The sequence below is a fragment of the Corallococcus interemptor genome (assembly GCF_003668875.1).
In the GTDB taxonomy this organism is placed as follows: Bacteria; Myxococcota; Myxococcia; order Myxococcales; family Myxococcaceae; genus Corallococcus; species Corallococcus interemptor.
In genome coordinates this window covers 1-16228 of sequence record NZ_RAWM01000172.1, presented here as the reverse complement: position 1 = coordinate 16228, position 16228 = coordinate 1, and the positions used below count along the sequence as shown (strand labels likewise).

Sequence of the window (16228 nt, the reverse complement as noted above, 5' to 3'; positions counted from 1 at the left end):
GCCCAGGAGCACCAGGAGCTTCCCATTGAGAGGCTCGTGGAGGAGTTGAAGCCCGAGCGCATCCCAGGCCGCACTCCCTTCTTCCAGGTGATGCTCACCTACCAGGCCTCCTTCCGCGGCGCCGCCATGGTGGAGGGCGTCAAGCTGGAGGCTTTGGAGCTCGACACCTTCTCCGCCAAGTTCGACCTCACCCTCCAGGTGCTGGAGACGGACGCGGGCCTCAAGGGCTACCTCGAGTACACGACCGATATCTTCACCGCTTCCACCGCCGCTCGCATGGCCGAGCACCTGCGGGTGCTCCTGGAAGGCGCTGTCGCGAAACCCGACGAGCATGTGTCGTCACTTCAGTTGCTCACGGGAGAGGAGCGCCAGCAGGTGCTGGTGGACTGGAACGCCACCCGCGCTCCGTTCCCCGAAGCCTGCATGCATTCGCTCTTCGAGGCGCAGGTGCGACGCGCTCCGGAGACCGTTGCCGCGGTCTTCGAAGGGACGCAGCTGACGTATGCGCAGCTGGATGCGCGCGCCAATCAGCTCGCGCATGCCCTGCGCCGTCGCGGCGTTGGACCCGAAGTCCGCGTGGCGCTCAGCGTCGAGCGCTCCCTGGATATCGTCATCGGCCTGCTTGGCATCCTGAAGGCCGGTGGCGCCTGGGTGCCGGTGGATCCCCTCCTGCCTCGTGAGCGCCTGGCCTTCATGCTGGAGGACAGCGCGGCCCAGGTGCTCGTCACCCAGCAGCCGCTGGTGGACCGCTTCCCGGAGGCGCTGCATGCACGAGCGCTCTGCCTGGATACGGAGCGCGCTGCGCTCGCCATGGAGCCGACGGTTGCGCCAGTGACGGGCGTGACGCCCGCGAACATGGCGTACCTGCTGTACACGTCGGGCAGCACGGGCACTCCGAAGGGCACGGCGGTGGAACACCGCAGCGTCGCCAACCTCGTCACCCACGAAGCGGTGGCGTACGGCATCGGCCCTGGCAGCCGCGTACTCCAGTTCGCCAGCCTCAGCTTCGACCTGTCGGTGGAGGAGATTTTCACCACGCTCTGCAACGGCGCCACGCTGGTGCTCGCGCCGTTGGAGAAGTTGATGCCGGGCGCGCCGCTGCCCGTCCTGCTGCGTGAGCAGCACCTCTCCGTCGTCAGCCTCACCCCCGCAGCGCTTGCAGCGACCTCCGCCGAGCGACTGCCTGAAGTGCGCACCGTCATCTCCGGCGGTGAAGCCCTGCCCGCGGATGTTGTCGCGCGTTGGGCGCCGGGGCGGCGCCTGCTCAACACCTACGGTCCCACCGAAGCCACCGTCATCGCCACGTTCGGTGAGGTGGTGGCGGATGGGAACGTGCCCTCCATCGGCAAGCCGCTGGCGAACGTGCGCGTCTACGTGTTGGACCCGCATGGGCATCCAGTGCCCGTGGGCGTGCGTGGTGAGTTACACATTGGTGGCGTGGGCGTCGCGCGTGGGTATGCCGGACGGCCAGGCCTCACCGCCGAGCGCTTCATCCCGGACGCGTTCTCCTCCACGCCCGGTGGCCGTCTCTACCGCACGGGCGACGTGGTGCGCTGGCGCGCGGATGGCCAGCTGGACTTCGTTGGCCGCATCGATGCCCAGGTGAAGGTGCGCGGCTTCCGCATCGAGTTGGGCGAAGTCGAGAACGCCCTGCGGGCTGCCCCCGCCGTGAAGGACGCCGTCGTGCTCGCTCGCGAGGATTCGCCGGGTGACAAGCGGTTGGTGGCCTACGTCGTGGGTGAAGCCCTCGACGTGACGGCCCTGCGTGCCCACCTCAAGCAGCACCTGCCCGAGTACATGGTACCCGCCGCCTTTGTCCCCCTGGAGGCGCTGCCACTGACGTCCAACGGTAAGGTGGACCGCAAGGCCCTGCCTGCTCCGGACGCGACCGTGCTCCGGGCCTCTCACGCCTACGAAGCACCCGCCTCTCCGCTGGAGGAAAAGCTCGCAGCCCTCTGGAGCGAAGTGTTGCGAGTCCCAGCCGTAGGTCGCACGGACAACTTCTTCGAGCTGGGTGGCCATTCGCTGCTCGCGACTCAGTTGGTGGCCCGAGTGCGTGCCGCGCTCGACATAGAGCTGCCGCTTCGCGCCCTCTTCGAGGCGCCCACCATCGCGGCTCTTGCCGAGAAGGTGCAGCGTGCCTCCACGGGTACACGACTGCCGCCGCTGACACGCACGCGCACCGACGGTCCGCAGCCCCTCTCCTTCGCACAGCAGCGCCTGTGGTTCCTGGATCAGTTGGCGCCGGACGACGCGTCGTACAACCTCCCCGTCGCGCTGCGCCTCCTGGGGCGGCTGGACGTGGAGGCCTTGCGTCGCGCCTTCGAAGCCTTGGTCGTGCGGCACGAAGCGCTGCGCACCACCTTCTTTGAAGAAGAGGGACAACCCTTCCAGCGCATCCACGCCCCTGCCTCCTGGGCGCTTCCCGTGGAGGACCTGTCTTCCCTCGCGGAGGCTGCTCGTGAAGAGGAGACGCTGCGGCTTGCCACGCTGGAGGCCCGGCAGCCCTTCCACCTCGGCCATGGGCCACTGCTGCGCACCGCCCTCCTCAAGCTCTCCGCCGACTCTCACGTCCTCCTCGTGACGATGCACCACATCGTCTCCGACGGCTGGTCCATGGGCGTCCTCATCCGCGAACTGGCGAATCTCTACGAGTCCTTCAGTGGAGGCCGGGCTCCCGCTCTGCCGCCGCTGCCGGTGCAGTACGCGGACTTCGCGCTCTGGCAGCGCCAGTGGTTGCAGGGCGAGACGCTGGAGGCGCAGCTCGGCTACTGGAAGCGGCAGTTGGCCGGAGCCCCCGCAGCACTGGAGCTGCCCACGGACCGTCCACGTCCGGCCGTGCAGTCCCGGCGCGGGGCTACCGTGCCTGTCAACATCCCCGTGGAGCTGATGGACTCACTGCGCAGCCTCGCCCAGCGCGAGGGCGCCACGCCCTTCATGCTCCTGCTCGCGGCCTGGCAGCTGCTGCTGTCTCGCTACTCCGGCCAGGACGACATCTCCGTCGGCTCCCCCATCGCCGGCCGCACCCACGCTGAAGCCGAAGGTCTCATCGGCTTCTTCGTCAACACGCTCGTCCTGCGCGCCCACGTGCGCCCGGAGGAGTCCTTCCGCCAGCTGCTCTCCCAGGTGAAGGCCACCACCCTCGCGGCCTATGAGCACCAGCACGTGCCCTTCGAGAAGCTGGTGGAGGTCCTCCAGCCCTCGCGCGACTTGAGCCGCAGTCCCCTCTTCCAGGTGATGCTCGTCCTGCAGAACGCCCCCGCCGAGGCGCTGCGCGTGCCGGGCATGGCCTTCCAGCCCATCCCCCTGGAGGGCAACTCCTCCCGCTTCGATTTGGCCCTCACCCTCTTTGAAGTCCCCCAGGGCCTCACCGGCTTCCTCGAGTACAGCACCGACCTCTTCGACGCCTCCACCGTCCAGCGCCTCATGGGCCACTTCGGCGTCCTTCTCTCCTCCCTCGCCGCCCAGCCCGACGCTCGCGTCTCCACGCTGGAGGTGATGACGGCCGAGGAGCGGCAGAGGCTTCTCGTCGAGTGGAATGAGACGGATACCGCCTTCCCGCGCGACACCTGCATCCACCACGTCGTCGCCGAGCATGCCCGTCGCACGCCCGACGCCATCGCCGTGCGCATGGGTGAGCGAAGCGTCACCTACGCGGGCCTCGACGCCTGGGCGCACGGGCTTGCCGTCCAGTTGCACGTCTCCCGTGGAGACCGCGTCGCCGTCCTTGCGGAGCGCTCCCCGGAGTTGGTGGCGGGCTTGCTGGCCGTCCTCAAGGTGGGTGCGGCCTACGTCCCCATCGCGCCCGGTGTCCCGCCGGAGCGTCTGGCCTTCATGCTGGAGGACTCCGGCGCGTCCGTCCTCCTCACCCAGCAGCACCTGCGCGCTTCGCTGCCTTCTCTCTCCGCGCGAGTCCTCCCGCTGGAGGTGGAGTCCGCGGCCCACATGCAGCCACTGCCGGTGGCGTCCGTGGGGCCAGAGGATTTGGCCTACGTCATCTACACGTCCGGTAGCACCGGCCGTCCCAAGGGCGTCGCCGTCCACCACCGCGCGTTGATGAACCTCGTCTCCTGGCACCAGCGCACCTACTCGCTGACGTCCCAGGACTCCACCGCCCTCACCGCCGGCGTCGCCTTCGACGCTTCCACCTGGGAGGTGTGGCCCTCGCTGGCTTCCGGCGCCAGCCTCGTCGTCCCGCCTGACGCCGTGCGCGCCGAGCCCTCGCAGTTGCTTCAGTGGCTGGCCCGCGAAGCCATCACCACCTGCTTCATGCCGACGCCCCTCGCCGAGGCCGTGCTGCGTGAGGAGTGGCCTCGGCCCATCGCCCTGCGTGCCCTGCTCACGGGTGGCGACGCCCTCCACCACGGCCCTCCTGCCTCAGTACCCGTGGCCCTTTTCAACCACTACGGGCCCACCGAGAGCACCGTCGTCGCCACCTTCACCCCCGTCCTGCGCGACGACAGCACGCGGCCTCCCATCGGCCGCCCCATCGACAACACCCGCACGTACGTCCTCGACGCTCACTTGCAGCCGGTGCCCGTGGGTGTCCCGGGTGAGCTCTTCCTCGCCAGTGAAGGCCTCGCCTGGGGCTACCTCGGCCAGTCCGCACTGACGGCCGAGCGCTTCATCCCGAACCCCTTCTCCTCCGCCCCAGGTGCCCGCCTCTACCGCACCGGTGACGTCGTGCGCTGGCGCGCCGACGGCCAGCTGGACTACCTCCAGCGGCTCGACTTCCAGGTGAAGGTGCGCGGCTTCCGCATCGAGCTGGGCGAAATCGAAGCCTCGCTCCTCGCGCATGCCTCCGTGCATGAGGCCGTCGTCCTCGCCCGTGAGGATGTCCCCGGCGACAAGCGGCTCGTCGCGTACCTCGTGCCCACTCAGGGCCAGGAGCTGGACACCACCGCCGTGCGCGCCTTCCTCAAGGAGCGGCTGCCCGAGTACATGGTGCCCGCCGCCTTCGTCTCACTGGACGCGCTGCCACTGACGTCCAACGGCAAGGTGGACCGCAAGGCCCTGCCCGCGCCGCAAGGCACCACGCTCACCTCCAGCTACGTCGCGCCGAGCACGCCGACCGAAGAACAGCTCGCGGCCCTCTTCACGCAGGTGCTGCGCGCCGAGCGCGTGGGCATCCACGACGACTTCTTCTCCCTGGGTGGCCACTCCCTGCTGGCCACCCAGCTCATGGCCCGCGTTCGCTCCACCTTCCGGCGCGAGCTGCCCGTCCGAGCGCTGTTCGAAGCGCCCACCGTAACCGGCCTTGCCCGGCGCATCGACGAAGCCCAGACGTCCTCGGTGCAGCCGCCCCCAAGCATCTCGCGGATGCGCGCCACCACCGCGCCACTGTCCTTCGCGCAGCAGCGGCTCTGGTTCCTGGATCAGCTCACGCCGGGGGATGCGTCGTACAACATCCCCACGGCGCTGCGCCTGAAGGGCCGCGTGGACGTGGAGTCCCTGCGCCGTGCCTTCGAAGCACTGGTCACCCGCCACGAATCCCTGCGCACCACCTTCCAGGAACATCAGGGCCAGGCCACCCAGCGGATCCACGCATCCGGTGCATGGACCCTGCCGCTCATCGACATCTCCGGCCTGCCGGAAGCCCAGCGCGAGTCCGAGGCCCGACGCCACGTCGCGGAGGATGCACGGCAGCCGTTCAACCTGGAGCGCGGGCCGCTCCTGCGCACGGCCCTCGTGCGGCTGGCGGAGGAGGAACACCTGCTGCTCGTGACGATGCACCACATCGTCTCCGACGGCTGGTCCATGGGCGTCCTCGTCCGGGAACTGGTGGCCCTCTACGCAGGCTTCGCCCAGGGCGTCGTGCCGGCCCTCAGCCCCCTGCCGTTGCAGTACGCGGACTTCGCGGCGTGGCAGCGCCACTGGCTCCAGGGCGAAACGCTCGACGCGCAGCTGGGCTATTGGAAGCAGCAGCTGTCCGGGGCTCCCGCGGCGCTGGAGCTGCTGACGGATCATCCCCGCCCATCCGTGCAGTCCCACGCGGGCGCGGCCCTCTCCGTCCAGCTTCCGCCCGAAACCTCCCAGGCCCTCAAGGCCCTGGCCCATCGCGAGGGCGCCACGCCCTTCATGGTGCTGCTCGCGGGCTTCCAGCTCCTGCTGTCACGCTACGCCGGCCAGGACGACGTCAGCGTGGGTACCCCCATCGCGGGACGCACGCAGGCGGAGACCGAAGGCCTCATCGGCTTCTTCGTCAACACGCTCGTCCTGCGCGCCCACGTTGAACCGAAGGCGACCTTCCGCGAACTGCTCGCGCAGGTGCGAGGCACCACGCTCGCCGCCTACGAGCACCAGCACCTGCCCTTCGAGAAGCTGGTGGAGGTCCTCCAGCCCGTGCGGGACGCGAGCCGCAGCCCGCTGTTCCAGGTGATGTTCGCCCTGCAGAACGCGCCCACGGAGGAGCTGCGGGTCCCGGGCCTCACCTTCCAGCAGGTGGCCTCCGACGCCCGCTCCGCCAAGTTCGACCTCACCCTCACGTTGCAGGACTCGGCGCAGGGCTTCGTGGGCTGGCTGGAGTACAGCACCGCGCTCTTCGAGCGGAGCACCGCGGAGCGGCTGTCCCACCACCTGCGCACGCTGCTGGAGGCCGTGGCCGCGAAGCCCGACCAGGCCCTGTCCGAGCTGCCGCTGCTCACCCGTGAGGAGCGCCAGCGCATCCTCGTGGACTGGAACGACACCACCGTCCCCAGCCCCATGGACGTCCCCGTGCACGTCCACTTCTCCCAGCAGGCCCGCCGCACGCCCGACACGGTGGCCCTGGTGCAGGGGGAGGCGACGCTGACGTACGCGCGGCTCGAAGCCCGCGCGAACCAGCTGGCCCATCACCTGCGCGCCCTGGGCATCGTCCCCGGCGCGCGGGTGGGCCTCGCCATCGAGCGCTCGTTCGAGATGGTGACGGCTCTCATCGCCATCCTCAAGACGGGCGCGGCCTTCGTCCCCGTGGACCGCAACGCGCCCGTGGAGCGCATCGCGATGCTGCTGGAGGACGCGGACGTGGACGTGGTGGTGACGCACCAGCCCTTCGCGTCCCGGTTGCCTGCCTCCGGCACCCGCGTCTGGCTGGACTCGCAGCAGGACGTCCTGTCCGCGTTGCCCACGCACGCGCCCGATGTCTCCATGGACGGCGAGTCCCTGGCCTACGTCATGTTCACCTCGGGCTCCACCGGCAGGCCCAAGGGCGTCAGCGTGCCCCACCGGGGCATCACGCGCCTGGTGCTGGGCAGCGACTTCATGCGCTTCGAGCCTGACGAGGTGTGGCTGCAGATCGCGCCCATCGCCTTCGATGCGTCCACCCTGGAGCTCTGGGGCGCGCTGTTGCACGGCGCGAAGCTCGTCCTCGCGCCGCCCCACGCCCTGTCGCTGGAGGAGATGGCCGACCAGATGCGCCGCCACCGCGTCACGGCGCTGTTCCTCACGACCGCGCTCTTCGAGCAGATGGTCCTGCACCAGGGCGATGCGCTCGCGGGCGTCAGCCAGGTCCTCACGGGCGGAGACGTGATGCCCTGGGCGCGCCTGCGCGACCATCTGGCGCGGCTCCCCGACGGCGCGACGCTGTTCCATGCCTACGGCCCGACGGAGAACACGACCTTCTCCACCACACTGCCCTTGCATCGGGGCGCGCACGTGGACGGCCCGGTCCCCATCGGCCGGCCCATCCCGAACGCCACGGCCTATGTGTTCGATGCGAACCTGCACCCGGTGCCCGTGGGCGTCGCGGGCGAGGTGTACGTCGGAGGCCCCGGCCTCGCGTGGGGCTACCTCCACCGTCCCGAGCTGACCGCGGAGCGCTTCGTCCCGCACCCCTTCGCCTCCACCCCGGGCGAACGGCTCTACCGCACCGGAGACAAGGCGCGCTGGCTGGAGGACGGGACGCTCGACTTCCTGGGCCGCGTCGACTTCCAGGTGAAGGTGCGCGGCTTCCGCATCGAGCTGGGGGAGATCGAATCCGCCCTGCGCGCCTTCCCGGGCGTCAACGAGGCCGTCGTCGTGGCCCGGGGCATGGACGCGGACAAGCGCCTCATCGGCTACCTCACCGCGCACGAAGGCCACGCCCTGGACGTGGAGGCGCTGCGGGTCCACCTGAGGCAGCGGCTGCCGGAGTACATGGTGCCCGCCTCGCTCATGGTGATGGAGGCGCTGCCGCTCAACGCCAATGGCAAGGTGGACCGCAAGGCCCTGCCTGAACCAGGGGACGCACCGCGCGCGGCCACCTTCGTCGCGCCGCGCACCGGCACGGAGGAAAAGCTCGCGGCCCTCTTCGCCGAAGTCCTCCGCGTGGAGCGGGTCGGCATCCAGGACGACTTCTTCGCGTTGGGAGGCCACTCCCTGCTGGCCACGCAGCTCGTCTCGCGCGTGCGCGCCGCGTTCGGTGTCGAGCTGCCGCTGCGGGCCCTGTTCGGAGCGCCCACCGTCGAAGCGCTCGCGCCGAAGCTGGAGGAGACCCCGGCCTCCGCGCTGCGTGCTCCGCCGCTGCGGCCGGTCGCGCGGGAGGGCGCACTGCCGCTCTCCTTCGCTCAGCAGCGGCTGTGGCTGTTGGATCAGCTCCAGCCCGGAGATGCGTCGTACAACATCCCCACCGCCCTGCGGCTGACGGGCCGGGTGGATACAGAGGCGCTGCGCGGCGCCTTCGAGGCGTTGATCGCCCGCCACGAGTCCCTGCGCACCACGCTCGCCGCCTCTGACCAGGCCCCATCGCAGCACGTCCACGCCTCCGCGGCGTGGGAACTGCCCGTGGTGGACCTGAGCGCGCTGCCCCAGGAGCAGCGCGAGGAGGAGGCCTGGCGCATCGTGGCCCAGGAGGCCCGCCGTCCGTTCCAGCTGGCCACGGGGCCGCTGCTGCGCGGGCTGCTGGTGCGCCTGGAGGCGGAGGAGCACGTGCTGCTGGTGACCATGCACCACGTCGTCTCCGACGGCTGGTCCATGGGCGTCCTCGTCCGCGAGATGGCGGCCTTCTACGAAGCCTTGAGCACGGGCGGCACGCCGGCTCTCGCGCCGCTGCCGGTGCAGTACGCGGACTTCGCGACGTGGCAGCGGAACTGGCTCCAGGGAGAGGTCCTGGAGGCGCAGCTGGATTACTGGAAGCAGCGGTTGGCCGGTGCGCCGGCGGCGCTGGAGCTGCCCACGGATCGGCCTCGGCCGCCCGTGCAGTCGCACCGGGGCGCGACGGTGGGCGTGCGGATCCCCGCGCACCTCGTGGAGGCGCTCAAGGGCCTGGCCCAGCGTGAAGGCGCCACGCCCTTCATGGTGTTGCTCGCGGCATTCCAGGTGCTGCTGTCGCGCTACTCCGCCCAGGATGACGTCAGCGTGGGTTCGCCCATCGCGGGCCGTACGCAGGCGGAGACCGAAGGCCTCATCGGCTTCTTCGTCAACACCCTGGTGCTGCGCGCCCGGGTGGAGCCACGCGCGACGTTCCGGGAGCTGCTGGCCCAGGTGCGAGGCACGACGCTCGCGGCCTATGAGCATCAGCACCTGCCGTTCGAGAAGCTCGTCGAAGCCGTGCAGCCCACGCGCGACCTGAGCCGCAATCCGTTGTTCCAGGCCATGTTCGTCCTGCAGAACATGCCGGGTGAGGAACTGCGGCTGCCGGGGCTGTCCATGAGGACGCTGCCGCTGGAGACGCGCTTCGCGAAGTTCGATCTCTCCCTGGGCCTGCGAGAAGCGCCCACGGGCATCACTGGCACGCTGGAGTACGCGACGGACCTGTTCGACGCGGAGACCATCCAGCGCATGGCCGGGCACTTCGGAGTGCTGCTGGAGGCCATCGCGAAGAAGCCGGACACGAGGCTGGGTGACCTGCCGTTGCTCACCGCCGCTGAGCGCCAGCAACTCCTCGTCGAGTGGAATCCGGAAGTGGCACAGGCGCTTCGTGAGCCCAGCATCCCCGCGATGGTGGAGGCCCAGGTGCGCCGCACGCCGGAGGCACTGGCCATCATCACGCCGGAGAAGCAGCTGACGTACCGGGAGCTGGATGCGAAGGCGAACCAGCTTGCCCACCGTCTGCGTGGACTGGGCGTCGGGCCCGAAGTCCGCGTGGGCCTGTGCGTCGAGCGCACCGAGGACCTTGTCATCGGAGCCCTCGGCATCCTCAAGGCCGGTGGTGCCTATGTGCCGCTGGACCCCAGCTATCCGCGTGAGCGTCTGGGGTGGCTGCTGGAGGACGCACAGGGCCCTGCCCTCGTCGCCCATTCGCATCTGCTCTCAGCGCTGCCCGAAACGTCTGCGACGCCCGTGTGCCTGGACTCGGACGAGGAGCTGGCGAAGCAGCCGGTGACGGCGCCCGCGGTGGACATCCACCCGGGCCACCTCGCCTACCTCATCTACACCTCGGGCAGCACGGGCCGCCCCAAGGGTGTCGCCATCTCCCACGGCAACGCCGTCTCCTTCCTCCACTGGGCACTGGAGACGTTCACCGCCGAGGAGTTGAAGGGCACGCTCGCGGCGACGAGCCTCAACTTCGACCTCTCCGTCTTCGAGCTCTTCGCTCCGTTGAGCAGCGGTGGCGCGGTGGTCGTGGCGAAGAACGCCCTGCATCTGGCGGAGCTGTCCACCGCCTCCCACGTCACCCTCGTCAACACGGTGCCTTCGGCCATGGCGCAGTTGCTGCGCCTGAACGCGGTGCCGCCTTCCGTGCGTGTCATCAACCTCGCCGGTGAAGCCCTGCCGGAGACGTTGGCGAAGCAGGTCTACTCCGTCCCCACGGTGCAGAAGCTCTACAACCTCTACGGGCCCTCCGAGGACACCACCTATTCCACGGCGTCCCTCGTCGGCCGTAACGAGGTGCCCCTCATCGGCAGGCCGCTGCCCGCCACGCGCGCGTACGTACTGGACGCCTCGTTGCAGCCCGTGCCTGTTGGCGTCGCGGGCGAGCTGTACCTCGCGGGTGAAGGCCAGGCTCGCGGCTACCTGCTTCGCCCGGAACTCACGGCGGAGCGCTTCGTACCGGAGCCCTTCGGTCCTCCAGGTGGCCGCATGTACCGCACGGGTGACCGCGTCCGTTACCGCACGGACGGTCGGCTGGAGTACCTGGGCCGCATCGACTTCCAGGTGAAGGTGCGTGGCTTCCGCATCGAACTGGGTGAAATCGAAGCCGCGCTCCGCCGCGCACCGGGCCTCAAGGACGCTGTCGTCGTCGCGAAGGGAGAAGCCGCCGACAAGCGCCTCGTCGCCTACGTCACGCCCAAGGCCGAAGCCTCGCTGGAGGTGGAAGCCCTCAAGGCCCATCTGCGCCAGGGCCTTCCCGAGTACATGGTGCCCAGCGCCTTCGTGGTGCTGGACGCCTTGCCCCTCAACTCCAACGGCAAGGTCGACCGTAAGGCCCTGCCCGAGCCGGAGGCGCAGCAGTCGGGCACCAGCTACGAAGCCCCTCGCACGGAGACCGAAGCAAAGCTGGCCTCCATCTGGGCCGAAGTCCTTCGCCTCCCCCAGGTGGGCGTGAAGGACTCCTTCTTCGAGCTGGGTGGACACTCGCTGCTGGCCACGCAGGTGGTCTCTCGCGTGCGCGCGGAGCTGGGAGTGGAGCTGCCCCTCCGGGCGCTCTTTGAATCCTCCACGGTGGAAGCGCTGGCCGCGCGGCTTCACGGCAGCACGGGCCCCCATGCGCCGAAGCTCACTCGCACCACGCACGAGGGACCGCTGCCGTTGTCCTTCGCTCAGCAGCGGCTGTGGCTGCTGGATCAGCTTCAGCCGGAGGATGCGTCCTACAACCTCCCGGCCGCGCTCCAGCTGTCGGGGCAGTTGGACGCGGAGGCCCTGCGCCGCGCCTTTGAAGCACTCGTCGCCCATCACGAGTCGCTGCGCACCACCTTCCACGAGCACCAGGGCCAGCCCACGCAGCGGATTCACGCTCCAGCGGGATGGGCGCTGCCGCTCGCGGACCTCACTTCCCTCCCCGAAGCTCAGCGAGAGGAAGAGGCCCGGAAGCTGGCCAACGCGGAAGCCCGGCGTCCCTTCCACCTGGCCACGGGTCCCCTGCTGCGCAGTGCACTGGTCCGGCTGCGTGAGGATTCGCACCTGTTGCTGGTGACGATGCATCACATCGTCTCCGACGGCTGGTCCATGGGCGTGCTCGTCCGCGAGCTCATCTCGCTGTACGCCGCACTCCATGACGGCAGGGAACCCGGCCTCACGCCGCTGCCGGTGCAGTACGCGGACTTCGCGACGTGGCAGCGGAACTGGCTCCAGGGAGAGGTCCTGGAGGCGCAGCTGGGCTACTGGAAGCAGCAGCTGTCCGGCGCCCCCGCCGCGCTGGAGCTGCCCACGGACCGGCCTCGGCCACCCGTGCAGTCGCACCGGGGCGCGACGGTGCAGGTGCGCATCCCCGCGGATGTCGCTCATGCACTCAAGGCGCTAGCGGGACGCGAGGGCGCCACGCCCTTCATGGTGTTGCTCACAGCGTTCCAGGTGCTGCTGTCGCGCTACTCCGCGCAGGACGACATCAGCGTGGGTTCGCCCATCGCGGGACGCACCCAGGCGGAGACCGAAGGACTCATCGGCTTCTTCGTCAACACGCTCGTGCTGCGCGCCAGGGTGGATCCGCGCGCGACGTTCCAGGAGCTGCTGGCCCAGGTGCGAGGCACGACTTTCGCGGCTTTCGAACATCAGCATCTGCCCTTCGAGAAGCTCGTCGAAGCCGTGCAGCCCGCGCGCGACTTAAGCCGCAGTCCGCTCTTCCAGGCCATGTTCGTCCTGCAGAACACGCCCACCGAGGCGCTGCGTCTGCCCGGCCTGTCCTTCCAGGCCCTGCCGCTGGAAGCCCACTTCGCCAAGTTCGACCTCTCGCTGGGTTTGCGTGAAGGCAAGGATGGCTTCGTCGGCACGCTGGAGTACGCGACGGACCTGTTCGACGCGGCGACGGTTCAGCGCATGGCCGGGCACTTCGGCGTGCTGCTGGAGGCCATCGCGAAGGAGCCGGACACGAGGCTCGGTGACCTGCCGCTGCTCACGGAGTCCGAGCGTCGGCAACTGCTCGTCGAATGGAATCCTCCGGCCTCGCAGGTGGCGCAGGTCCCCAGCATCCCCGCGATGGTGGAGGCCCAGGTGCGCCGCACGCCGGATGCACTGGCTGTCATCACGCCGGAGAAGCAGCTGACGTACCGGGAGCTGGATGCGAAGGCGAACCAGCTCGCGCACCGTCTGCGTGGATTGGGTGTCGGGCCCGAGGTCCGCGTGGGCCTGTGCGTCGAGCGCACCGAGGACCTTGTCATCGGAGCGCTTGGCATCCTCAAGGCCGGTGGCGCCTACGTGCCGCTGGACCCCAGCTACCCGCGCGAGCGTCTGGGGTGGCTGCTGGAGGACGCACAGGGCCCCGCCCTCGTCGCCCATTCGCATCTGCTCTCCGCGCTGCCCGAAACGTCTGCGACGCCCGTGTGCCTGGACTCGGACGAGGAGCTGGCGAAGCAGCCGGTGACGGCGCCCGCGGTGGACATCCACCCGGGCCACCTCGCCTACCTCATCTACACGTCCGGTAGCACGGGCCGCCCCAAGGGTGTCGCCATCTCCCACGGCAACGCCGTCTCCTTCCTCCACTGGGCACTGGAGACGTTCACCGCCGAGGAGTTGAAGGGCACACTCGCGGCGACGAGCCTCAACTTCGACCTCTCCGTCTTCGAGCTCTTCGCTCCGTTGAGCAGCGGTGGCGCGGTGGTCGTGGCGAAGAACGCCCTGCATCTGGCGGAGCTGTCCACCGCCTCCCACGTCACCCTCGTCAACACGGTGCCCTCCGCCATGGCGCAGTTGCTGCGCCTGAATGCGGTGCCGCCTTCCGTACGTGTCGTCAACCTCGCCGGTGAAGCCCTGCCGGAGACGTTGGCCAGGCAGGTCTACGCCGTCCCCACGGTGCAGAAGCTCTACAACCTCTACGGGCCTTCGGAGGACACCACCTACTCCACGGCGTCTCTTGTTGGCCGGGGCGAGGTGCCCCTCATTGGCAGGCCGCTGCCCGCCACGCGCGCGTACGTGCTGGACGCCTCGTTGCAGCCCGTGCCCGTCGGTGTGGCAGGTGAGTTGTACCTCGCCGGTGAAGGACAGGCTCGCGGCTACCTGCTGCGCCCGGAGCTCACGGCGGAGCGCTTTGTGCCGGAGCCTTACGGTCCTCCGGGTGGCCGCATGTACCGCACGGGTGACCGCGTCCGTTACCGCACGGACGGACGGTTGGAGTACCTGGGCCGCATCGACTTCCAGGTGAAGGTGCGCGGCTTCCGCATCGAACTGGGCGAAATCGAAGCCGCGCTCCGCCGCGCGCCGGGCCTCAAGGATGCTGTCGTCGTCGCGAAGGGAGAAGCCGCCGACAAGCGCCTCGTCGCCTACGTCACGCCGAAGGCCGAGGCCTCGCTGGAGGTGGAAGCTCTCAAGGCCCAGCTGCGACAGGGCCTGCCCGAGTACATGGTGCCCACCGCCTTCGTGGTGCTGGACGCTCTGCCCCTCAACTCCAACGGAAAGGTGGACCGCAAGGCCCTCCCCGAACCCGACACCCACGCCATCGAGGCCCGGGACTTCGTCGCGCCACGCGATGCACTTGAAATGCAGCTCGCGCGGATCTGGGAAGATGTCCTCGGCGTGCGCTCCGTCGGCATCCGATCCAGCTTCTTCGAGTTGGGCGGACACTCCCTGCTCGCCGTGCGCATGCTCGCGTCCATCCGCGAGCGTCTCGGTCTCAGCCTCCCGCTCTCCGTCCTCTTCCAGCAGCCCACCGTCGAACAACTCGCCCAGGTCCTCCGCGACGACTCACAGGCGTGGACGCCCCTCGTTCCCCTGGAGCGAGGAGAGCCAGGGCACCGGCCTCTCTTCCTCGTCCACCCGGGCGGCGGCAACGTCCTCGCCTACTCGGAGCTGGCGCGCAGGCTGGGGCCGTCACTGCCCGTCTACGGACTCCAGTCCCGCGGCCTCGACGGGCGCCCTGTCGCCGAGTCCATCGAGGAGATGGCGAGCCTCTACATCGAAGCCCTCCGCACGGTGCAGCCGCACGGCCCCTATCAGTTGGGAGGCTGGTCGCTCGGAGGCGTCATCGCCTACGAGATGGCCCGCCGCCTGCGCGAGGCCGGCGAAGCCGTGGACCTGCTCGCCCTCATCGACGCCCATGTGCCGGGCCTCACTCCACCTTCCGAACAGGCTCCTCGCTTCTCTTCCGAAGCCCGGATCCGGATCGCCTTCGCCCAGACGACGGCCACCGCCTTCGGCCAGGAGTTCTCCGTCACGGCCGAAGCCCTGGCAGACGGGGATGACGAAGCGATGCTGGACCACCTGCTCCAGGAAGGGCTCCGAGCGCGCATCCTCGACGCGCACTCCGGGGCCACGCAGCTGCGGGCCCTCTTCCGGGTCTTCCAGGCCAACCTCTTCGCACAGGAGAAGTACGTGCCCCCGCCGTACGACGGCACCGCCCTGCTGCTGAGCGCCAGCGAGCCCGCGACCGGGCTCCCCCGCCACCGAGGCTGGGAGCCCCTGGTCCGAGGCGGCCTGGAGGTGCACGACGTCCCCGGCAGCCACCATGAGCTGCTACAGGACCCGCACCTCGGGGCCGTCGTGGAGCGGCTGCGTGCGATCCTCGGCCGCGCGTCGGACAGCGAGCCTCGAGCCCCCACGGGCAGCTGAATCCCGCGCCTGAGCATTCAGACGCTGTCCGGATCAACTTCTCGGTTTCTTGGAGGCTCCAGTTCCCAGGGGCCTCCGGACCTGAGATCCGGCATTTGAATCAGGGGACGCATCGACGTCAGAGCCACCGCCTAGGGTGGGGTCTGTAAACACAAGGATTCATTCATCCCCGGGTTGCGTCCCAGGAGCGCCGAGGCGCCCTCATGACACGTCACGTCGATACGGAATAATGTAACCACCGCGAGTTTGCCCACCGCCGCGCTTCTCCCGGGAGAGCGGCGCAGAACGGCAACCCAGCATCAGCAGCAGTCGAAGTGCTCACGAGGATCACCGCCCCGGGTGGTGCTCGTGCGCAGTGGCGTCCCCGAGCGCGGAGTACATGAGATGAGCCACGAGCTGTCGAAGCGGATCGCCAACCTGTCACCGGAGAAGCGCGCCGAATTGCTCAAGAAGATGGCCGCGCAGAAGGCCGTCGCCGGCAACTCCGTTCAAGGGCTCATCCCGGTTCAGGACCGCTCCCGGCCCCTGCCCCTCTCCTTCGCCCAGCAGCGCCTCTGGTTCATTGATCAGCTGCAGCCTGGGACCTCCCTCTTCAACGTGCCCATGGCGGTGCGTCTGGAGGGTGCGCTCGACG

General features: G+C 69.4%; 1 protein-coding gene and 1 pseudogene. Both read left to right on the top strand.

Annotation, left to right across the window (positions count from 1 at the left end; translation table 11 throughout):
- Positions 1–36 precede the first annotated feature (36 nt).
- Positions 37–15594, top strand: a pseudogene (locus tag D7X96_RS35630) (non-ribosomal peptide synthase/polyketide synthase); the annotation flags it as partial.
- Positions 15595–15978: 384 nt separating this feature from the next.
- Positions 15979–16228 (top strand): hypothetical protein (locus D7X96_RS35625; protein WP_208647430.1); only part of this gene is annotated, 250 nt, incomplete at its 3' end.